The sequence below is a fragment of the Treponema sp. OMZ 906 genome (assembly GCF_024181185.1).
Taxonomy (GTDB): Bacteria; Spirochaetota; Spirochaetia; order Treponematales; family Treponemataceae; genus Treponema.
In genome coordinates, this window is sequence record NZ_CP051196.1 from 2,127,785 (window position 1) to 2,150,777 (window position 22,993).

Annotated in this window: 18 protein-coding genes; 9 read left to right on the plus strand and 9 right to left on the minus strand. The window is 45.6% G+C overall.

Annotated features, from left to right (window positions below):
- Positions 1-4: 4 nt before the first annotated feature.
- The 6 genes from E4N69_RS09590 to E4N69_RS09615 form a co-directional block, all read right to left on the minus strand.
- Complete coding sequence (locus E4N69_RS09590; RefSeq protein WP_162664088.1) at positions 5-409, minus strand: hypothetical protein; 405 nt, start codon at positions 407-409, stop codon at positions 5-7.
- A 95-nt stretch (positions 410-504) separates the two neighbouring features.
- Positions 505-675: a DUF362 domain-containing protein gene (locus E4N69_RS09595; RefSeq protein WP_162664089.1), complete on the minus strand. Its 171-nt coding sequence runs from the start codon at positions 673-675 to the stop codon at positions 505-507.
- Between the two features lie 63 nt (positions 676-738).
- Positions 739-3,384, minus strand: coding sequence for a DNA mismatch repair protein MutS (mutS, locus tag E4N69_RS09600; RefSeq protein WP_253823672.1), 2,646 nt, complete (start codon positions 3,382-3,384; stop codon positions 739-741).
- 1 nt (position 3,385) lies between these two features.
- Positions 3,386-3,904, minus strand: a complete 519-nt coding sequence (locus E4N69_RS09605) for an OmpH/Skp family outer membrane protein (protein WP_162664091.1) — start codon at positions 3,902-3,904, stop codon at positions 3,386-3,388.
- Positions 3,905-3,917: 13 nt separating this feature from the next.
- Positions 3,918-6,359, minus strand: coding sequence for an outer membrane protein assembly factor BamA (bamA, locus tag E4N69_RS09610; protein WP_253823673.1), 2,442 nt, complete (start codon positions 6,357-6,359; stop codon positions 3,918-3,920).
- A gap of 108 nt (positions 6,360-6,467) precedes the next feature.
- On the minus strand, positions 6,468-10,796 hold the full coding sequence (locus E4N69_RS09615; RefSeq protein ID WP_253823674.1) for a translocation/assembly module TamB domain-containing protein: 4,329 nt from the start codon (positions 10,794-10,796) through the stop codon (positions 6,468-6,470).
- A 403-nt stretch (positions 10,797-11,199) separates the two neighbouring features.
- Here E4N69_RS09615 and tmk point away from each other — a divergent pair, with 403 nt between their 5' ends.
- From tmk to E4N69_RS09645, 6 genes are all read left to right on the plus strand, one after another.
- A complete protein-coding gene (tmk, locus tag E4N69_RS09620) occupies positions 11,200-11,829 on the plus strand; it encodes a dTMP kinase (protein ID WP_253823675.1) in 630 nt (209 codons plus the stop codon).
- 3 nt (positions 11,830-11,832) lie between these two features.
- Positions 11,833-12,447 (plus strand): hypothetical protein, encoded by a 615-nt coding sequence (locus tag E4N69_RS09625; RefSeq protein ID WP_162664095.1) that lies wholly within the window; start codon positions 11,833-11,835, stop codon positions 12,445-12,447.
- A 402-nt stretch (positions 12,448-12,849) separates the two neighbouring features.
- The gene (locus tag E4N69_RS09630; RefSeq protein ID WP_162664096.1) at positions 12,850-13,875 is read left to right on the plus strand and encodes a M23 family metallopeptidase; all 1,026 of its coding nucleotides are present in this window, start codon (positions 12,850-12,852) and stop codon (positions 13,873-13,875) included.
- Between the two features lies 1 nt (position 13,876).
- Positions 13,877-14,302, plus strand: a complete 426-nt coding sequence (locus tag E4N69_RS09635) for a bactofilin family protein (RefSeq protein WP_162664097.1) — start codon at positions 13,877-13,879, stop codon at positions 14,300-14,302.
- 9 nt (positions 14,303-14,311) lie between these two features.
- A complete protein-coding gene (locus E4N69_RS09640; protein WP_162664098.1) occupies positions 14,312-14,839 on the plus strand; it encodes a YaaR family protein in 528 nt (175 codons plus the stop codon).
- A gap of 12 nt (positions 14,840-14,851) precedes the next feature.
- A complete protein-coding gene (locus tag E4N69_RS09645) occupies positions 14,852-15,784 on the plus strand; it encodes a PSP1 domain-containing protein (RefSeq protein WP_162664099.1) in 933 nt (310 codons plus the stop codon).
- A gap of 77 nt (positions 15,785-15,861) precedes the next feature.
- On the opposite strand, the gene E4N69_RS09650 is transcribed toward E4N69_RS09645, so the two are convergent.
- The 3 genes from E4N69_RS09650 to E4N69_RS09660 form a co-directional block, all read right to left on the minus strand.
- Positions 15,862-17,694 (minus strand): right-handed parallel beta-helix repeat-containing protein, encoded by a 1,833-nt coding sequence (locus E4N69_RS09650; RefSeq protein ID WP_253823676.1) that lies wholly within the window; start codon positions 17,692-17,694, stop codon positions 15,862-15,864.
- Positions 17,695-18,187: 493 nt separating this feature from the next.
- A complete protein-coding gene (locus tag E4N69_RS09655; RefSeq protein WP_253823677.1) occupies positions 18,188-18,949 on the minus strand; it encodes a hypothetical protein in 762 nt (253 codons plus the stop codon).
- A gap of 3 nt (positions 18,950-18,952) precedes the next feature.
- Positions 18,953-19,402, minus strand: coding sequence for a metal-dependent transcriptional regulator (locus E4N69_RS09660; RefSeq protein WP_253823678.1), 450 nt, complete (start codon positions 19,400-19,402; stop codon positions 18,953-18,955).
- Between the two features lie 502 nt (positions 19,403-19,904).
- Here E4N69_RS09660 and E4N69_RS09665 point away from each other — a divergent pair.
- The 3 genes from E4N69_RS09665 to E4N69_RS09675 all read left to right on the plus strand — a co-directional run bounded on the left by E4N69_RS09665 (position 19,905) and on the right by E4N69_RS09675 (position 22,937).
- Positions 19,905-21,380 (plus strand): type I 3-dehydroquinate dehydratase, encoded by a 1,476-nt coding sequence (locus E4N69_RS09665; RefSeq protein WP_162664103.1) that lies wholly within the window; start codon positions 19,905-19,907, stop codon positions 21,378-21,380.
- On the plus strand, positions 21,373-22,104 hold the full coding sequence (gene rpiA, locus E4N69_RS09670; RefSeq protein WP_253823680.1) for a ribose-5-phosphate isomerase RpiA: 732 nt from the start codon (positions 21,373-21,375) through the stop codon (positions 22,102-22,104). The genes E4N69_RS09665 and rpiA overlap by 8 nt, the downstream gene beginning before the upstream one ends.
- 116 nt (positions 22,105-22,220) lie before the next feature.
- The gene (locus tag E4N69_RS09675; RefSeq protein WP_162664105.1) at positions 22,221-22,937 is read left to right on the plus strand and encodes a 5'-methylthioadenosine/adenosylhomocysteine nucleosidase; all 717 of its coding nucleotides are present in this window, start codon (positions 22,221-22,223) and stop codon (positions 22,935-22,937) included.
- The last annotated feature ends 56 nt before the right edge of the window (positions 22,938-22,993 follow it).

Genomic DNA, 22,993 nt, shown 5'->3' on the forward strand with positions numbered 1-22,993 from the left:
AGCGCTATATCCGGTCTTCCGAAAACCCGAAAGCTACGAATCCGTACAATATAAACGAGAGGATAAGCACCGAAAAGGCCAAAATACGATGATAAGCAAAAATAAAGACAAAGAAGAGGATCAATCCTCCGAAGAGAATGAGCTTTTTTATGAGCGAATAGAGGAATCTTCGCGGATGGGCTTTATAGCTTTTTATACTGCGCTTAACAATAAAAAACAACAGAAGCGCAGAAAAAAGCAAAAGACTGATAGCGGTATACGTTTGTGTGTACCGAGTTGCCAACAGCCAGAGCGGATAGACAATACAGAAACTAAAGAGGAGGCAGCCTCCTAAAAGTAAACCGAATACACACACCTTCAAAAATAGGGACTTATAACCGGCCGCTATTTTGTGAAAATACTCTTTCACGCTTAAAACCTTTTGTAATCAACATAATAGCGGCAGCCTGTGCATACCGAACCGTTGAGAGCGGTTCCAGAACTGCCGCCAAGAAACCTAAACCGTTATCCTTCGGAAATTGCTTCCGTAGGACAAACGCCGGCACATGCACCGCAGCTGATGCAAGCATCAGCATCGATAACCCGTGCTCCATCCGCTTCACTGATAGCGCCTACGGGGCATTCGCCCTCGCATGCACCGCAATTGACGCAAGCATCGGAGATCTTATAAGCCATAATCATACTCCTTGATATGTGTGATGCCCGTATCATAATCAGAACGGCCGAAAAATGCAAGCATCAGGAGCACCCGGCAAAGAGCGTTTTTTTCCAACGGGAGAGCATCTGTAGGGCTTGGAGCGGCGTGGTTTCGTCGGCGTTTGTAGAAAGGATTTCGTTTATAACCATTTCTTCATCACTAAAGAGATTCTTTTCCGGACTCGTTATCTTCTTCTCCGGCACGGTAAAGTCCGTAAGTATGGTAGTACCGGGAACTTGTGCGTTCAGCAGCTCCGTCGCCCGCCGGATAACCGTTTCCGGCAGCCCGGCAAGTTCCGCAACGTGTACCCCGTATGAATGGGCTGCGACCCCTTCGATAACCTTCTTTAAGAATACGATTTTTCCTTCGGTTTCCAGCACATCCAAGCACAGTTTTTGCAGCCGCGGATGGGTGAGCTGCGCTAATTCATGGTAATGGGTTGCAAAGAGCGTTTTTGCACCGATCGTATGCAAAAGGTATTCGCTCACCGCCCGCGCGATTGAAAATCCGTCTCCCGTCGAAGTCCCTCTTCCGATTTCGTCCATGATAACAAGACTGTTGACCGAAGCATTCCGCAGGATGTATGCGGTTTCGGTCATTTCAACAAGGAAGGTGGATTCCCCGCGGGCGAGGTTATCGCTTGCACCGACACGACAAAAAATACAGTCGACGGGAGTGAGCAGTGCTTTTTCCGCCGGCACAAAGGATCCTATCTGTGCAAGCAGTGTAATGAGCGCCGTTTGCCGCAAAAAGGTGCTTTTACCCGCCATATTGGGGCCGGTAATGAGCGCAAAAGAGGGAATATCCGAAACGGAGGAAGAAGAAAGCCGTATACTGTTCGGCACGAATTCGCCCGTCGGCAGATGATTTTCTACAACAGGGTGCCGACCATCGCGGATATCCAAGAGGCCGTCGGCGGAAAATTCCGGTTTTACCCATGCATGGAGCGCTGCCGTGTATGCAAAAGATTGCAGCACATCTAATTCCGCGATTTCTTTTGCAAGGAGATGCAAAAGCTCAATTCGATTGTATACTTCCGTATGTACTGCAAAAAACAGCTCTTTTTCGCACGCGATAATATTTTCGCCGACATCGTTCAGCTTCGTTTCAAGCTTACTTAAAGCCTCAGTTGTAAAGCGATCGGCCGTTGTCAGTGAGCGCCGTTTAATAAAATGCTGAGGAATTTCTGCCGTTTTCAGGCTGCCGCGGGTTACCTCAAGGAAATAGCCGCTTAACCGGTTATACTTGATTTTTAAGTTTTTAATCCCCGATTTTTCCCGCTCTTTTTCCAAATAGTTTTCTAAAAGCTTATTGGCGTTATCCCGCGTATCGCGCAGCTCATCCAGTTTTTTTGACCAACCCTGCTTAATCAGTCCGCCTTCGGCAAGGACAATCGGACAATCTTCGGCGATGCTATTATCCAGAAGCGTATAGATCCGCTCCATATCATCGCTCAACTTTTGCGGCAGCTGTAAAAAAAAGAGGCTATTGCTTTTACTCAGCCGGGCAAGCTCGATGCAGGCTTTAAGGCTTTGCTTAATCCCCAGCAGATCCTTTCCATGTGCCCGCTGCATTGCTACCCTGCCGGTAAGCCTGTGTATATCAAGCACTGCAGCAAGTATGTTCCGCACGGCAGCGAGCGCCTTTTCATTGCGAAAAAGTAGAGCCGTTTTATCAAGCCGTGCGTTTATTTCTGCGGCAGTTCTGAGCGGATGGTAGAGCCAGTGCCGCAAAAGGCGCGTCCCCATCGCCGTCTTTGTATAATTGACGGTTTCAAACAAGGTAAAAGAATCCGTATTATCGTGCAGGTTCTGCAGTAGCTCAAGGTTTTTGCGCGTTGCATCGTCCATCATCACAAAATCGGAATCGCGGTATACCTTTATACCTGTAATATGGGGCAGAGCAGCTCCTGTCGTTTGATCCAAATACTGGAGCAGCAGTCCTGCCGGCGGTAATTCGGGAGAAGCGGACGTTAAGGAAAAGGATTTAAGGTTTTCGGTACCAAAGCACGCACAAAGCCTCTTTTCGGCGGACGAAGCGGAAAAATGCCAGTCGGGATAGAGGTTTTGCAGCATCTGCGGATACTCTCCGCACAATGTTTTTAAAGCTGGTACCGAATCGGCAAGCGATATTTGAATAAGGATTTCCCGCGGCTGTACACGGCCAAGCTCTTTCTTGAATTGCTCTGCAAAATCGGCACGCGGAAATGAAGTAGCAAAAAACTCCCCCGTACTGACGTCAAGATACGCAAAACCGATAAACACATCCGTAACAGTACCGCAGGTAATTTCTTTCGGTGTACAGTAAACGGCAGCCAGATAATTATTTTGCCCTTGTTCAAGAAAATCCTCCCCCGTAGCGGTGCCGGGGGTAATCACTTCTACAATTTTTCGCTCGGTAAGTTCGCCGGGTACGACATCGGAGACCTGTTCACAAATCGCAATTTTTTTTCCGGCACGCAGCAAACGCGCAATATAAATACGCGAAGCATGATACGGAATGCCGCACATAGGACTTCCCGTCCGCTGTGTCAGCGTTAGGTTCAGCAGTTTACTCACCTCGATCGCATCGTCATTGAACATCTCATAAAAATCGCCTAAGCGAAAAAAGAGAACAGCATCTCTATACTGTGCCTTGATTGAGAGATACTGCTGCATCATCGGGGTGATAGACGCCGGCTTTGTCATATCAATTCGAACTGAGTTCTCGGATAACGGTTTCCGTAATATCGACAGTCGGACTATACCAGATAATCGCTTCACCCTGTTGTAAGTTCAGTACCATCGTATAGCCTTGGCTCTCTGCGACTTTTTTAATCGCGGCATAAAGGCGGGAATAAAACACATCATCGCTTACCAAGCTTTTCCGCAACATCGCCAACTCATCATTACACGCCTTAGAATATTCAAGCAAAAAGCTTGTCTTTGCGTCGATTTCGGCCTGGTATTTTTGAACGGCATCGGATTTTCCGATTGCTTCCGCATCTACTTTTTTTTGGCGAAGCGCGATAATTTCATCGGACATCCGCTGTATTTCAGCCTGATACTTTACCTGTTTTGCCTGATAGTCACGAACGGAACGGGAATCCCGCAAAAAAGTAGAGTAAATACGGGAAGTATCGACCACTGCAAAACGGGTTATCTGCTGTGCCGATAATGCAACGGCACCCGCCACCAGACAGAATAATATAAAAGCATATTTTTTCATCTATTTACTCCTCTTATAGGTTTGGTACATTAAACGATAATACAAACCGCCAGTCGGCGCCTTTACCGTTGCCCCAAACCGGCTTTCCATTTTGTGATCTAAAGGTATTGGCAAACATCAGCCGTAACGGGAATTGCGGAATAACAAAGCGTAACCCCGGTCCAAAGCTGAAATAGTAATCATCGAATTTAAAGGTCTTTAAATCTGCCAAATCTTTTTTAATGGCAGCCGCATCGACAAAAAAGTCAAAGGATAGGATACCGTGTGCGAGCGGCCATCTAAATTCTATCCAATGGTTTATCAACACATTCCCTTTACCGGTCGATCCCAGCGTCAGCCATCCCCGACCGGTAAACATACCGTCAATAGCGAGTTTACTGCTATCTCCGATATGACTGTTCGGCATCGGAATCTGGAACGAAAAGCCCGTATAAAAAGCCAGTACAAACTTTAGGTTCCAAATTCCAGAAACAGGATAATCGACAAGAGTAATATATGCTTCCGCTTTTGTTTCGGAACGGAAGAAATATTCATCTTCGACTTTTGGTATAAGGCCAAAGAAAGAGGCCTGTTCACTTAGGAACCAGCCCTTACTCGGGTCATAGGTAATATCGCGTCCGTCAAGCGAGAGGCGTGTCCAAACCGAGTTGCTGAGCCGCCATTTAGCCTGCTGCTGCCGTACCGTCGGATCGGCTGCACGATAGAGCGTAGTATCGTAGAAGTTCTTGACCAATGAAAAGTTAATTCCCCCGCGCAACGTAGTGGTAAAGAAACGGTTATACCATCGATAGCCGGTATGAACGCCGAACGTTGTTTCAAAGCGGTCATAACGCATCCGATAAGCATTTGCCAAGTCCTTATTTTTTTCAAATTCTTCTTTATTTTTAAACGGTCCGTAAGGGAATACCATATCTTGATAATCAAACAACAATTTATGCGTAAGCGACAGGTCAAAACCGAGCGTCAGCGGATAGCCGAGAAACCAATTTTCAGCATAACCGAGCTGGAGCGTTTGATTGTCCGTTGCCGCAGTCGCATTAACCGATAGTTCGTTCCCGCGTCCTGCAAGATTTCGTTCCTGCCACTGAACAAATAACGAAAGCGGGAAACTGTCTGCATCAGAGATGCCCGAAAACGTAATCCCGAATTGAATACTGGCCGTCGACTGTTCTTCAACATTGAGGATAACATCGATCAGATTCTGCTCGGAACCGGGCTGTACATCCGGTACAACCGTAGAGAAATAACGCAGATTAAATAAATTGCGCAAACTGTTGGTAAACTTTGATTTGGAAAATACATCGCCTTGCTCGAATAAAAGCTCGCGGAGTATAACGTAATCTTTTGTCCGCTTATTACCACGAATAATAATATTTTCGATATGGCTTCTACTCCGTTCAACAATAGTAATCACAAACGATACTTTCTTAGTTGTTGAATCCCGCTGCATTGCTTTTGCAATATAATTAGAAGTATAACCGCTTTCAAAATACATATCGGCGATGGCTTGAAAGCCTTGCTCAAATCTGGTCATATTCAAAACATTGCCGGGTGTCAATCTTATTTTTGCAGTCAAGTCTTCGGTAGAAAAAATCTTATTTCCTTCAAAAGAAGTCCCGCCGTAAGTATACTGTTCGCCTTCCATAATGACATACGTCAGCTTTACCATGTTTTTTTGCGGATCGGATTCGGAATCTATATCCCGAATAATATTTTCAACGTGTGCATCGATATAACCACGTTCACCGTAGAATTGCTGTATAGCTGTCTTATCTTCTGCGAGCAGATTTTCTTGAAAGATTCCCTTTACGAGAAATTTTGCCGGTTTGGTAAGGAGGACTCCTTTCAGAGCCTTTTCTCCTATAGCAACGTTACCTTCAAACGCGACGGCAGAAACAATCGTCTGTTTCCCTTCTGTAATGGTAAATTCAAGGATAATACCGCCTTGCGGACTATCGGATACACTTGAACTCACAACAGCCGATGCATAACCTTTTTCTATATAGTAATTTTTGATGGTTTGTTCGTCGGCATTCTTTTTTATCTCATTGTAGATATCACCTTTTTTCAACAGTACCTTGGATAAAATATCGCCGCGTGAAATTTGATGATTTCCCGTTACTTTTATCAGTGTAACGACCGGTTTTTCGGTTACCTCAAATTCAAGCCGAACATACTGGTAATCGATGTCGGCAGGAACCGCTTTGGGTATAATATTGGAAAAGTAATCGAGCGCATATAATTTTTGCAGTATTTCCGAGTACGTTGCATCGGAAAAGGGCTTCCCTTTAAATGAATCAAAAATGCCGTCCATTTCGGTTTTTGATACACTATTCAATCCCTGAAAAACAATGCTTGATATCGGTTTGTTTTCATACCAATTATCGGGAGCTTGTGCCCATAAAAAGCAGAAGGATAACATGAGCGCCGTTACGGCTATCACCTTTTTTAACATTAAAGACTCCTCTATTTCATTTACATTAACATTATATTATCCAAACAGTACTACCGTCCCGCATCCTTTCCAAACTACGGGATAATACTATTCTTTAGGGTATTGAGTTTAATATGAATATTTCCATGAAAAAGTCAATGCAGTATCTCCTACAAATAAGGTATCCGGTTTTGTCGGGGCAACCGACCAACGGAGCAGGAAGAAGGGAGTTGCCATTTCCAAACCGATTTCAGGTTGAAATAAAAGATCCTTATAAACAGGACGCTTTGAACCGCCGTTTTTAAGCGATTTTGAATCATAGTGGCTTAGGTGCAACAGCGCATCCGCATAGATAGCCGAACCGAAATATTTCCCTATATAAACACTTGTATTATCAAGATAGTTACTCATTGTTAAAGTAGTATTCTGATTTGCCGTGAACAAGTTGCCGAAAATAGCATTCTGCAGCAGCAATGTACGGAAAGAAAAAGCATCCAGTCTTAAAAAATCCCTGACTTTACTTTCCACTTTTTTGAGAAAACCCACTTGTGCAAGAATATCGGAACTGGAAACCAGCAGATTTTGCCATAGATTATCTTTTCCCGTATCCCCGATAGCCACTTGACCCAATAATTGCATAATTTCATTCGTAGAACGGGGCGGATCCGAGCTGATTTCCGGATTAAAACTGAATAATGATTGATCCTTTGCCGTCAAGACAAGCCGTAGCGGCTCACCGTTACTATCACGATCGCGAATCTCTGCCCTTAATGTTACCAACGGTTCAATTTCCTTAGCTACATCCGCAAAGGTGATAGCGCCTTCACGGATATAGAAACTGCGCTTAATATAGAAGACTTCTCCTCCCCGCATCTTTATATCACCTTTCATTGTAAAGTCACCGGTTCCGGCATCGGCAATCAATGAAAGCGGGGCATCGGTAGGGACAAGCGTTCTTAAGATCGGAAAATCTGCGGTAGGCCAGCGGAATTCGGCTTTATGGCCAAACTGTAAATCGAGCTTCATATCAAAAGCGACACCCTGCTCCCCTCCGTATTTAGCATTGAACTTATCAAGATCGTTAAATTTAAACACAAAATACCCTGAATCAAATGTTGCAGACCCGTATACACCGACAAGCGTAGGCGTTACTTTTATTTCAACAGTACAGCCGGCAAGACCGTCTGCTTTGAACAAGATATTATCAGTCTTAAATACACCCATCTTGGTTCCCAACGTTCCGCATTGGACTGAAATATTGTTAGGAATCCAACCTGAAAATTCTGCGGTACACCGTGCCCAAATATCCGTCGACGGGCCTTTCAATACGGTATACGGAACCTCTAGACCCGTACCGTCCGCAATAATATCGAGTAAAACAGGGCCATACATTTCCGGTGCATAGTGGGGTGAGTTGACGGTTATATCTTGCCCGACTAATTTCCCGTTAAACTCAGGCTCTATCGGCTTGCCTCCGATCGACAAATCTCCGGTAAGTGTTCCGCCGTAAAAAAGTACATAATCCAAGCCGGTTATATCCCATATCCGCTTAACATCGGCACGGATACCCGACACTTGCAAATTTAAAGCATCCTTTTTCACCGTACCGTCCAAATTAAGCTTAAGCGGAAGCGATTCCGCTAATTGGAGCGAAACGACACCATCGTCTAAAATAAAGCCGGTTATATCATCATTCTTCCCTGCATAAAACGCAGTAACGCCCGGATCACGGATCATTGAAAGCGGTACAGGATCTTTTCCCGTAAAATCGCCGAACCGCCAATTGCTCAAGTAGGTGTTAATCGTAAAGCGCTCCGTTACGTTTTTAAGTCGGGAAAACAATGCCCGTTTCGTTTTTTCATCAGGTTGTACGCCGGTATACTCAGTACCGATATGAGCCTCCAGCTGTTTGTCGGCAATCATACCGGTATAATCGGCTTCGAGCTTTCCGGTCATCTCAGCCAGAGAAAAACTACCCACTATATCGGAAACCTTATGCGCACCCCAGTCAAGCTGTGTAATATTCAGTTCCGCTTTTTCATCTTCTACCGTCAGGGAACCGGCCAGATTCAAATTCTCTCCTTGCACAAACACTGAAAGTTCAGACAAATTCAATCGAGCTGAAAAGGAACCCTGCGCAACCGAAAAAGCAGTATCGGCCGACACAGTATGTCCCTTTCCCTGAGTATATAAAAAGCGGGCCAACGAAATATTATCGAGTTTAAGCGATCCGTCTGCACGGATATCTCCGCTTGAAAGATCGAGATTTGCTGCAAGCTCAAGCTTTTCGGTGGCATCGGGAGAAACAAGATTCATCTCGGCAGTGTAGCTTTGTCCGCCCTCACCATCAGGCGCAGGAGCTGCTGTTACGGCCAACATACCGGTAAGAGCGGCGTCTTCACCAAGTTTTACTTCAGACAAAAACAATCCCGAAGGATCCGCTTTTCCCATAAAATTAAAGCCAATTTTTGCCGGAGTCAATGAAGCAGGGGCTCCGTAACTGATATATCCGGCGTCGATAGTATAAAGCCAATCCGCACGATTATGATACTGAAACTCCGAATCCAAGGTTAAAAAGAGGGGCAGAAAAGGTAGCGGTATTTCACTGGTCTTAACGGTTCCCTTAAATCCCGTACCTTTTTCATAGAGGGCGCTAATTGCAAGACCGTAGTCACCGTAAATACTGAGAACATTCTGAGAAAAAAATCCCTGTACCTGATAGCCGATTGAGTTAATAGCTAAAGAGCTGGTAAAAATAATATCGCTTAAATGCTCAAAATCGGCATTGACATTTCCACGGACGGACATATTTTTATAGGACAGTTCGATATCGGTCAATGCAAAGGAAGATTGATTACCCTTTACCGATAACAGTGCATAAAAGTCATTTAGTATATTTGAAACTAAAATGAACCTGGTGCAGTTGTATGAGAAACTGCGCAAATCACTTGAAATGTAAAATTCGGTTGTGCATTGGAGCGATTCGACCGCTTCATGCGGTATATCTACGCCGGGAACAATCGCCTGAATAAAGCCGCAGATTGTACCGATACCCACGGCATCGAATGCCCCATGCAGTTCTGCAAAACGGGGAGAAGCAGATGCGCTACCATTACCTTCATTATAAATATAGGATCCGTCAAAACGATACTTCCCGTATCCGTCTTCGGCAGATAAGGTATAATCAGCCTTCTGCGCCGAAGGGGTAACAGTCAAAGTGATGTTATGAAGGGCTCCTTCGCCGACAATTAGCTTCGGTATTTTGCAAAAGAATGTCCTTCCTTGCTTTAAGAAGTGAAAATCTGCCGCTACCGAAGCGCCGGTTGGAAGATTAAACCGTTTTATGGATGCCTTCCCTGTAGGGATTATAGTGTTGAGGTTAAAAGTAAATTCGGAAAAGACATCTACATCTGCCCCTGATAATGAAAGCCGTGAAACGTCGATCTCTGCATCCTTTCCTTCAGCCGCAAGCTGCAAACGAGAAGGTGCAAGCCGATATGAAGGGAGCTGCAGCGACGGCAGAGCAACAGTTAAATCGGTAGCCCATTGGATATGCTGTCCTGAACGCATAAATTGAAAGTTACCGGACATTGTCATAGAGGCAAATTGGGTGAGGCTTATGGGGGCATTGTATACCCTAACGGACTGCAAAGGGGCAAAATCTTTGCAGCTGAATCTTCCGGTTATATCGTTTGTTGCAATATTCCAGTTTGCGGTAAAGTCAACCGGCTGGAAATCTTGCATGGTATTAAAGGTAAAAACTTTATCACGATAATCCGCAAACAGTTTTACCCGATATATGCCGAACCGATCGGTAGAAATACGAGAGAAGTCGGCAACTGCCGAACCGGCAGTTAAATTTTTGTCAAACTTCCCTTCAATGGTGAAGCCCGTCTCGGCCTGACCGATGGCTGTATAATCAGTATTGCGGTAAGAAGCAGTACAGCTCAGGCTAATCGTGATTGCCTCCGCATCAATGCCGACATATCCGTCCGCTATTTTTGCATTTATATCGTGTACAACATTTTTAAACCGCAAGCGGACATTCTTAATATGCACATTCAACATTTGAGCAGAAAGGAAAGAAAAAATCCGCTCGGTATTTGCCGGGGGTTGAGCGGAAGTTCGGACGTGCGTTGCCGCGTTAAGCTTTTCGGCAAGTGCTTTATTATGCACTAAGTCTATATCTATAAATCCGTCGGCAATATTCACGGAATCTAAAATTTCGGCAGTATTTCCCCATAAAAGCGCCCAGAACCGATATTGGATGGAAAAATCTTCAAAAGAAGCAATTTCAACACTGTGTTCAGCGTCATAAACTTTTACATTCCGCAACGAAATCGATCGCATGATTGAAGGAGATAACGATTCATACGACAGGCGTACATTATACGTTTGCTCCAGTTCCGTCAAAAGTGCCGAACGTACTGCCGCCAACTTTTTTTCCAGCGTTTGCATCAGAGGGCGAAGCGCCGCAAAAGAGAGGATAAGTATACATAAAAATAACAAAAACTCTACTTTAGTTCGCGCGGCAGGTTTCATTAGGGGGCTATTATATCAAAAAAGAAATTGTTATGATAGATAAGCATGCTAGACAAACACATCAGACTTCTTTTGAAAATATATGGCGCATCTACTGCGTCGTACGCTGAAAATAAATGCTCAACGTATCATAGATACGCCTCCGCTTTATTTTCAGCTAACTCCTTGTATCTACACCATCTATTTTCAAAAGCACTGATTCTACGCAGTCTCCTGAACTCTGGTCTCACCGCCTCATTTTTTTCTGCGTTTTTATCTATTCTGCCTGATGTGTTTGTCTGCCGGCTGGAAAAAAGGAAGAACTAAGGAAAAACTATAGATGATTTTGAAAAATTTTGTGGTGTTTGAGGGGCTGGACGGGACGGGGACGACGAGTCAGCTGAGGTTGTTACAGGAAGCGTTTACAGCTCGCGGGCGGCAGGATGCTGTGCACTTTACCTGTGAACCGACCGGAGATTCCATCGGGAAGTTAATCCGCGAAGCGCTTTCCGGTGCAGCGGGCTTTGATGCAAAGACGATTGCGTATCTTTTCGGAGCGGATCGCTGCGAACATATATATGGTAAAGAAGGTATTTTAGAACAGCTCAAAGCGGGGAAGGCGGTCTTTTCCGACCGCTATCTGTTTTCCAGCCTTGCCTATCAGGGGCTCGCGGCGGGAAAGGAGTTGGCGCAGGCAATCAATGCACCGTTTCCGCTCCCCGAATACCTTTTTTTCTTTGACCTGCCTGCGAAAACTGCGATGGAACGGATCGGAAAGCGAAACATCCCGCGGGAAATATACGAAAAAGAGGCGTTTCAACAAAAAGTCGCGGACGAATACCATGCCATTTTCCGGTATTATGCGGAAACGGTGCCGGATATGCGGATTATTCGCATCGATGCCGCCCAAACAATAGCAAAAATTCACGAAAACATCTGGAGCATAGTCTGCAATTTGCCGATAGTATAAAGGATGAAAAGGCATTTTTGCTTATCTGCAGTGTTACTTTTTTTCTCTTTCGCCCAAACAGCGATGCTGCCTGCATACTTTGTAACGTATAAAGAGCAGTATTATAAGCTGTACCATATTCATTATCAGCAGTATCCCGACGATACGCTTGAGAATATCTATTGGCTTGAAAAGGCGATCAATGCGGATTTCTGTAATCCCCTGTATGCGTTGGGTAAGATAAACGACAGAACGGACTGGGAAAAATACCGGTACCTGTTTATGATGCACTTAAACCTCAAAATGGTAGAACAGCACCTGAGGCTCGGCATGAAATACGATAAACAGGTCGCGTACTTTTATAATGCGCCGTGGAAAGAACAAAACATCGAAAGCTTGAAGATGGCCGAAGATTGTTATAATACCGCCTTATTTTATTGGAAAGAAGCAACACTTTGGGCGGAAAAGGCAAATGTGCGGAAGTTTCAGTTCCTTTTTTTAACCGACCTACAGTATTGGGAGGATGAGCGAGAACGGATCGCGCAAAAAAAGCTCAACTACGAACGCACAATAACACGAGAATTGGAACGGCTCGCCAAAGTCCGCGCCGAATTTATGCAGATGGAAGACACATATTGATTACCATCCAGGGCAAATACATCAGGTTGTTTTTTACAACCCCGCAGAATAATGGAGATTGGGCAACCAGAGCTGCCAAGGATGGCAGTGGTTCCATGCAGCAGCGATGTTTTGTGCACGCACAAAACTCGCCTTCAACGGTTGTACACGGATGTACAACCGTTGAAGATGGTTCAAATGGTCTCACAACCTCCATTATTCTGCGATTTTTATCTATTCTGCCTGGTGTATTTGCCCGTCCACAAGAAAAAGTGTGCGAAGTTTTAAATAAAACTTCGCACAAAAGGAAGGTAAACGCCTAAAATATTTCTGGTACGTTTTCCCTGATGCAAGCGAATGCTGGACAGGTAAGGCGTTAATTGGTATACTTAACTATTAGCATTGTATAAAGAGGTGCAAAAAGTGTCCCGAACACGAGGGTATAAGAAAACCGAAAACAACATTGTACGATATATATCGAAACAGATAAAGAAAGCAGCCGAAGCGGTTCTGCATTTTTTTAAGAGCGTCATTGCAGGCGGCAGGAAGAAACTGACTATTATGATAGTTCCGCACTCACAAAAGAAGGTGCTGAATTTTCAGACAAGTATTTTTAGTTTACTTTTTACATTAATCGCGATTATCGGCTTTTTCTCATCATTTTTTTGGTTTGCACACAAAACTGCCGTGTCGGTACAAGACCTGTCCGCTACCAAAGAGGAAGCTCGTAAAGCGCAGGCAAGTTTGGATGTATTGCGGGATGAAACAAATGAACTTTTAAAAACGGCGCGAAATTTTCAAACAGCGCTTACTTCAACATTTTCCTCGCTCGGTTTAAAGACTGCTGTTCCTGTGGGGCAGGCCACAAACGGAGACTTGTCCTTCTTATTCAATATGCACGAGGTCGCGGAAGGCTCGCTGAAAGAGGCTGCGGAGCTGCAGCAACTGACTTCGTACCTTAACGATGCCGTTTTGCCGGTACAGGAAATGGGAAAACTCCTTAATATGCAAACTACCCTCTTTTCCGATATTCCGAGCTTGTGGCCGATTAAGGGCGGCATCGGGCATATTTCGATGGCGTTCGGCCAGAACCGGCACCCGTTTACCGGCCAATGGTATATTCATAAAGGAATAGACCTTTCTACCTATCGTTCGGGAGATCCCATCGTGGCGACTGCCGACGGACAGGTGGTTACCGTAGAATTCGATCCCGGCTGGGGAAATTATATCATCATTAAGCATAAGCACGGTTTTTACACCCGTTACGCACACATGCAATCTTACCGCGTTACCAGAGGCGAGTACGTACAGCAGGGGCAAACCATCGGATATATCGGGACAACCGGCGTTTCAACCGGACCGCATTTACATTATGAAGTGCATATCGGTTCCGATGTCGTAGATCCGATTAAATATCTGAATATAAAAGCTTCCAACACAAAACAATAGTATGGCAAAAAAAAACTTTATCGATGATATTTCGGTCAATACCATTGTAGGGCCGGGAGCACTGATATCGGGGAATGTAACGGTGTCGGGGCTTTTGAGGATAGATGGCGATATAGACGGCAACGTGCAAACCCAAGGACGCGTTATTATCGGGGAGGATGCCCGAATACGGGGGAACATCAGGGCAGCTTCGGTGAGTGTCGGAGGGATTGTGCAGGGGGATATTATTGCGCCGGATTATGTTATCATTCTTTCTTCGGGAATGGTGATAGGGTCGGTTCTGACAAAAAAACTGCGGGTCGACGATGATGTTATCCTGCACGGATTTTGCTCTGCAACCGGCGAGCAAACCGGCTTTGAGGAAGCGGAAAAAAAGTATCTTAACCGACAGGCTCTGCATTCATCCACTTTTTCTTATTCAAAATAAAGGAGAAAGATGGGAAACCAGATAGAGAGTTCGAGCTATGCAGCGGGGATAACCGTCCAGCCGTCTCTGCAAACAAAAACGGCACAATCGGAAAAAGACAAAAAAAAACTAAATAAATTTAAAGAGATGCTGCGAAGCGTCTTACCTCAAACACAACCGGAAAACGAAGCCGACATACTCGAACAACTGAGCAAATTACCTCAAGAGGAAGCAATCGCGTTACTCCAAGATGATGTCCGATCCGCCGGTGATACGTTGCGGACTCATCAAAATCCCCAAACGATTTTACGATATAAGCAAGCGGTTAAAAACTTTATCGGTTATGTCGCACGCGAAGCATATACGGTTACGACACGGACTCATTTACGACGCGATAAGACCAACCACTTACGGCCGCGCTCTTTTACCCAAATTGTCATTATCAATGAAAAACTCGATAAGTTTGCCGGTGAGCTGCTCTGCGATCAAAAAAGCCAGCTTTTTATTTTGGAGCGACTTGAAGAAATATACGGCTTGATTATAGATTTAATTACCTAACGGGAGTACAAAATGGATGTTGAATTTGAAGAAACATATACCGAATATGAAGAAATAGATGATTTAAGCGTTTTGGAAGATACCGATGATATACCGCAGGTTGAAGAACCGCTGCAAGAGGGGGCTTTTCCTCAACCGCTCTATCAGTTAAAACTTGAATATTCACAAGAAACTTTTTATGCAACAACGACGGAATTAAATCTGCAAAGCGGAGACTATGTTATTACCCCCACACGCTACGGAGACGATATGGCTCATGTAATGGGGTTGGTACACCATCCCATCAGAGTGGCAATTAAGGATATTGTTACGGTTACCAGAAAGGCAACGGATGAGGATTTTCAGCGGCAAAAAGAAAATCTGAAAAAAGAAAAAGAAGCAAGCGCTCTTTTTAAAGAAAAAGTACTTATCCATAAGCTCGATATGAAGTTGGTTGACTGCCACTATTTGCTGGAAGACCCTAAAGTGATTTTCTTTTTTACTGCGGACAGCCGTATCGACTTCCGTAAGTTGGTTAAAGATTTGGTCGCTATTTTGCGTCTCCGTATCGAGCTGCGGCAAATCGGTGTTCGCGACGAATCGAGAATAGCGGGTGGTATCGGCTGCTGCGGCCGACCGTTTTGCTGCCACGCCGTAACTGACAAGCTACGGCCGGTATCCATCAAGATGGCAAAAGAGCAAAACCTTTCGTTAAATTCGCTCAAAATATCGGGACAATGCGGCCGCCTGCTTTGCTGCCTAGCGTATGAGTATGACTGGTATGTGGAAACCCGAAAAAAGCTGCCAACCATCGGTACCAGCCTCTACTACGACAATACCCTGTTCCGCATCAGCGAGATAAATCTGATTACCGGCATTATCGCACTTTCGGGAGACGACGGAAGAGTCATTTCCATGCCCGTGCAGCGTCTTTCTCAACAGCACGGAAAATGGAAAATTAATTAGCACCGCACCGGAGCTCAAAATCAACGTTTCATCCTACTAGGCGCCTCTAAAAACTTGGTTAGATTTTTAGAGATTTTCTAGGACTCCTTTTTCAGTTTGAGTGCATTGGTGCCCAGTTCCGTCGTCCATTCCTGCTCAGGTATGGTCTGTTTGGTTATGGGGAATTTGTTGATATAGCCTAGCGTAAGCGGAAATCCGTCTCCTTTTACAACTTCCCGCCCCTCAGTATAACCAAAATCGCTTCTCACTGTGAGCGTTGCCGCGTGTGGTTCTGTAAGCGCTCCGGTAACGGTGATATACGCATAGTTGCTAGAGTTGGAACCGCCCAAATGCACATCATTATTTTTATCAACTGTTGCACTTCCGGACATCTCAACCTTCGTTCTCTTAGTTTCCAGATACATACCCTTTCCCAAACCGGACGGGGCGGTATTACCGGTTACAGTGCCTCCGGTAAAGCTTAGTATATTATCGTAGCGGAGATATATTCCGCCGCAAATAGAGTTTGCTTTATTCTCCTTTATCGTAGGTGTTTTAGAATCATGTTCTTTTATAGAAAGTTTATACTCTGAAGTAATTCCGCCGCCACTGTCTGCGATATTATTGGAAATAGTAGAATTGCCGGACACGATAATTTCACCGTTATTGCTACCACGAGCGTTACCATGAATACCACCTCCGTATCCTGCTTCATTGCCGTTAATAACACCGCCCGTCATATCCAGTGTACCATAAAGCACAGAAACACCTCCGCCACTTCCCTGTTTTTTATGGGATGAATCTTCATATGAGGCCTTATTCCCGGAAATTTTACTATCATCGCCGCTCATCTTAAACGAGCTATTGTTCGTAACGGCAACACCGCCGCCGTATCCGGCTTCATTATCGCTGATGGTACCGCCCTTCATCGTAAAGGTAGCATCGGAAGTACCACCATCTACACTATCCCCTACGCATACGCCGCCACCTGTGTGTCCAAAATATCGCTGATCCCCCTCAAGCGCTTTGTTATTTTCTATGGAGCCGGCCTTCATCTCGAATATTGCGCCGTCACACACGCACACACCACCGCCTATTGTCAATAGGTCAGTGCCGCTGCCCGCCTTTTTAACTTCGTTATCGGTAATTTTAGGGGAATTCCCTTCCATAATGAACTTACTTCCGCTGCCGCTGACGCAGACGCCGCCTCCCATCGCTTTTGAACCGACGGAGGTTCCTTTTGTAGTTGCCGTATTATCGCTTATCGTGCCGCCTTTCATCGTAAACGTTGCACCGACGCTAACGAATACACCGCCGCCCCTCGCCTTCGGAGCCGTCGATTGCACCGTATTTCTGCTGATGGTACCGCTATGCATGGTGAATGTCCCTCCGGCGGTTACATACACGGCGCCGCCGTCAGTCGCCGAATTGCCCGTAAGCGTACAGCCGGTTATGGTAACGATTCCTCCCTGACTTCCAATGGCTCCGCCCTTATTCGCGTTGCAGCCTTCAATCGTGCAGTTTGAAAGCTCTGCCCTTCCGCTGCTCTGAACAAAAATGCCGCCGCCGCTTGCCCCTGCGGAAGCCCTACCGCCTTTGAGCGTCAGCCCGCTTAGGATAAGCGTCGCACCGCTTTGCACTTCGAAGATACGGTGTGTTTTGCCGGTTCCATCCGTATTTGCGTTAAGAATGTCGGTATCCTTGCCGTTTTTGCCCCGTATCGTGAGATTTTTGTCAATGATGATTTTGCCCCAGTTTGCATTTGGAAGTGTGCCGACATTCGTCGCTTTTATTTCGCCCTTTATGGCGATGATGTCGTCTGCATTAGCGTCTTCAACGGCCTCTCTCAGCTTTTTCCACACCTGATGCGGGTGTTGGACAGAGGCGTCTATAGTTACGCCTCCTGCACGGGTCAGTGTGTAGTACACCACACGGGTGTCTTCGGTAAATCCCGGTGCCGTGGCTTTAAGAAAAACTTTATACTTCTTTATGTCTCCCGGATTAATGGGCGCAGGGAGCTGTATCTCCGTAAGCGGCGAATCTCCCGAACCCTCGCTTTTTTTTGCTTCCGTACCGCTTGTTATGTCGTAAACCGTGTACGAAATAGTAACACCGGGCGTATTACATGTTGCTTTAAGCGTTGCACCGTCTTCATCACATCTTATACGATACGGATGAGCCTGTTCGCCGGTTTCTCCGGATTGGTGGATATACGAGGATGGATTTGTTACCTCAAGCTTTATTTCTCCGACTTCCCATTTAACGGTACTGCATTTAACCTCGTTTGAACGAAGCCCCGCCGCATCGCTGAGCTGTGCGGTGTATGTTTTTGCCGCCGACGAAGGAGATATTTCGATATCCGTTTTATAGTATATGAGCCATTTATCCGCAGGCGCCGGGAAGTCAGGCGCGGCTCCCTCATAATCACGGCGTTGCAGTATCTAAAAGCGGATCACCGGGGCTCCAGCTGAATGTTTGGGAGCTAAAATTAATATTTTGAATGGTGTAAACAGCGCTTGCTCTGCCTTCTTTTGTAATGTGCAGCTTTTTAATGTCTTTGTGTACATACTCCGTGCCTATCATGGCATTCATGCCCTTCGCTTGAAATATGAGCACATAGTACCGTTTGCCGCCTACCTGTGTTTTCCCGATACCTTTGTACTCCAAAGCAGGGGAAGTGTCAGCCCTTAGGTTTAGGTGGAACTTCTGGCCAAATACTCTGTCATTATCGGCAGCGATGAGGCTAATTTCGGGACTGATATCTCCGGTGCCCCATTCATACTTTTTTAAAAAGCTGCTTTTATACGTCAGGGTAAGCGTATCGTCCGCCGACTGCGTTAACGTATAGTCCGTGCCATACGTCGGCTGCGGCGAAAGCCCGGGAAAGCGGATAACCTTTCCCGCATCGGCGGGAGGAGCAGCAGGCATAACGAGCCTAAAGTTTTTAGGATTGTGCAGGTTAACCGTAACCGTTACATCGGTATCGGTTCCATCATCAGCAATGGACGGTACACACAATGCACCGGCAACATTCGTTGAATACGACGGATTGATGCGGTAGTCCGTAGCAATCACCTCCGCCGCCCAACGACTTAAATATTCGTCTATATCTGCGGTAAACGGCTTACAGGTTGTACAAAAGAGGATTAAACATATTCCGGTTAGAGTGGCATAAACTCTGCGCATATATTATTTAATAAGACGGTCATAAGAGGTTTGCACTCTTTGGGTTTTTGATATCTTATCGGTCGGCTGCGGCGCCTTATTGAGTTTACTGAGGTATGCATATAACTTATCAGAGGTATCTTGGCTGATTGCATGTTCCATTTCGCACGCCTCGCGGTCGGCGGTATCTTCGTCTACACCCAATATATCGGTCAAGAACTTGTACAGCGTGTTATGCCGTTCACGAACGTTTTTTGCGACAGCACATCCGCTTCCGGTAAGACGCACCAACCCGTACGGTTCATGCTCGACAAAACCGGCATCTTTTAACAAGCTTAAACGCTTATTCACGCTCGCCCTCGAAACTCCCAACAAATTGGCGATATCGATTGAACGGACAGACTCGGTACCGTGCGATAAATCATAAATAACTTCCAAATAATCTTCTTGCGAAGCTGAAACTCTTGCTATCATACGCTTATTATATACCCCTTTGAGTCTGTTTGCAAGTTTTAATTTTCCCGATACCGACTTTCAGTAGCGGCACGGATGTCGCTGGTTATATAAGAAGCGATGTTTCAGCAAAGCTGAAACTCGTAGCCAAAACTATACACGGATGTATAGTTTTGGCGTAGATGCGTCGTATATCTTTGAACCAGCGCTTTTGAAATAGACGATGCAGATACAAGGCGCTTAGCAAATTCCAACCGGAGGCACGCTAAAGAATGAACGTCCATGTTCATTCTTTAGCTGCGAGTTCGCAGTGCGAACTCGATTCTGCTTAGAGCCACCGCCATCCTGGCGGTACTGATACGTCGAGTATTTATTTCAGTAGCGGCATGGATGCCGCTGGTTATATAAGAAGCGATGTTTCAGCAAAGCTGAAACTCGTAGCCAAAACTATACACGGATGTATAGTTTTGGCGTAGATGCGTCGTATATTTCAAAAGGAATTGCTTTGTGCTATACTGTCGACATGGTACCCAAAATATGCCTCGTATTGACGGAAAATACAATCGACAAGAATATCCAATTAATCGAGAGGTACCGCCCATGGATCGACATCGTCGAACTGCGGGCAGATTTCCTTGATCCGCAGGAGTTGCTGTATATCCGCGCGTTTCCTAAGATTGCGCATATACCGGCCATTCTAACCATACGCAGATTTTTAGACGGCGGAACATTCAAAGGCGGAGAAGGTTCTCGTATCACACTGTTTGCCCGCGGTCTTGCCTTTGCGGATACCAATCCACTGAATAATTTTGCATATCTCGACCTCGAATCCGATGTGCAGGCGCCGAGTTTGGAAGAAGCGGCGCAGGCTTTTAATATCGGTATTATTCGCAGCCTCCACAGTATCAAAGCACCGATCAAGGATATTGCCGCTAAAATACGGGATATCCGGCGGACGGATGAAGAAATTGTAAAGATTGCATATAAGGCAGACAATCTTACAGAAGCGACGGCGGTATTCAAAGAAGCACAGCAGCTTAATGGGCAAAATATCTTAATTGCTATGGGTAAATACGGTATTCCTTCCCGTATTTTAGCGGCAAAACTACATTCCCCGATTGTATATACCATGCCACGGGAGTACATCGCAAAGTATCATTTAGAACAGGAATACATCGATCCTATTACGCTCAGCGACTTGTATCACTTTCGCACAATACATGAAAATACCGCAATATACGGGGTTATCGGTACGGATACGACAAGGAGCCTGAGCCCCGCTATTCACAATAAAGGTTTTGAACGAAAAGGGATCAACGCTGTCTATATTCCGATTTCAGCTGCGAACACTCAGGAAGCCATTACATTCGCCGATTGTACAGGGGTAGCAGGACTCTCGGTTACCCATCCGTTTAAATTCGATATTATTCCTTTTTTAGATTCGATCGGCCCCGCTTCGACAGCCTGCGGAGCAGTAAATACGGTACTATTTGACGGCGGTAAACGGCGAGGCTTCAATACCGATATCGACGGTTTTTCGCGGGCTTTACAAGAGTTTTTGAACATTCGAAGCCTTGGCTTTAAACATATTGCGATTATCGGTACCGGCGGAGCGGCTCATGCAATCGCCAATGCCGTACATCTGCTGCATGGAAAAGCTTGTATCTTCGGACGTTCTGCAGAAAAGTCAAAACAGCTAGCGGGGCGGTATAATTTTCACTGGGCGGTATTAGACTCAGCATCCGTTCGCATGCTCAAAAAATATTCCGATGTTATCATACAGGCTACCTCCGTCGGGATGCATGAAGGTGAAGACCCGCTTGAGTTTTACAGCTTTTCGGGTACAGAAAAGGTGTTTGACGTTATCTACACCCCTGAGAAAACAGCACTCTTAAAACGTGCCGAAGCTACCGGCTGCGATATTTGCAACGGATATGATATGCTGAGGTATCAAGCATATAAACAATTCGAACTATTTACAGGAGGTTCCTATGAGTAACACAATAAGTGTTGAAGATCAGAAGGTATTAGTTGCCCGTACTGCTATCGATAAATTGATTTCTGAAGGGCTCATTTATTCCGGTATGAAGATCGGCCTCGGAACCGGCTCCACCGCGATGCCTGCCGTAAAACGCTTGGCTGAGTATATTGCAAAGGGGAAATTAAAAAACATCGCCGCTGTCCCTACCAGTTTTCAAACATCGATAGCGTGTGAGGAATTCAACATTCCGATTTTTTCTCTCAGTTCAGGACGAATTAACGGATCGCTAGACTTAACAATTGACGGGGCAGATGAAATCGATTCAAAAAAGAATCTTACGAAAGGCGGGGGTGCAGCATTGCTGCGCGAAAAGATTATCGCGTATAACAGCGAACTATTCGTGGTTATCGGTGATGAAACAAAAAGCGTCAAAACATTAGGGGTGAATTTTCCGCTCCCTATTGAAATTGTACCGGAAGCACGGCTCAGCATTATGAAAAAACTGGAATCTTATGGAGTCTCAATGATTATCCGCGACGGAATCCGGAAAAAGGGGCCGGTTATCACCGATAACGGAAACTTCATTATGGATATAAAATGGCCGGCTAATGCAAAAATCAATCCTGTCAAATTAGAAAGCGAATTGAATGCAATACCGGGCATTATCGAAAACGGCTTCTTTACTCAAAAACCCCCGCGTGTCTTTTTAAGCCATTCAAACGGAACCGTCGAAGAATTCTAACGAGTGAGAGGATAAAAATCAGAGCAACCGCCCCGAAAGTTAAGCGGTTGCTTTCCTTTTGCGCAAAATTTTGAAAAAATTTTGTGCAGGTTATATTATGAAGAAGGGGAAGAGAGATGAGAATTGGTATATTTGCGGCGGAGCAACAGGAAATTGAAAACATCCGACAAAGTCTGCAAGGGCGGAAAATCGAAAAAGCAGGGCTCGTATTTTATGAAGCGGAACACGGCACGCATACGGTTATCAGTGTGTGCGGCGGAATCGGTAAAGTGAATGCAGCGATTTGTACGCAGCTGCTGATTTCGGAATTCGGTGCGGAGGCGATTATTAACACCGGCACTGCAGGAGGTTTAAACGATTCGCTGCATATATTCGATTTGGTTGTGTCTACCGATGCGGTACAGCACGACGTGGATGTTTCGGTATTCGGCTATGCGAAAGGACAGATCGCCGGTACTGCGTCTCCGTTTTGGAAGGCAGACGACGGTCTACGTACTGCGATAACGGAAACGTTTACCCGTCTGAAAGCAGATCGTGCGGAAGATTTTGCACATACCAACAGCATGATTGCAGGCCGCGTCGCTTCGGGCGACCGCTTTATTGTAGACCCTGCGGTAAAGCAGGAAATCATCTCGACGTTTAAGGCCGACTGTGTCGAAATGGAAGGCGCCGCTGTTGCTCAAACCTGCGTAATGAACGCCGTACCCTTTGTAATATTGCGCTGCATTTCCGACAATGCGGGGGAGCCTGCCGCAATCTCGTATCAGCAATTTTCAAAAGAGGCTTCTCGCATTTCTGCCACGCTGGTGTTGCATACGATTGCCCTCCTATAACTTTTGCAAACAGACGGCGCATCTGCGTTGTCACATCATTAAAAGTGTACAAGGAT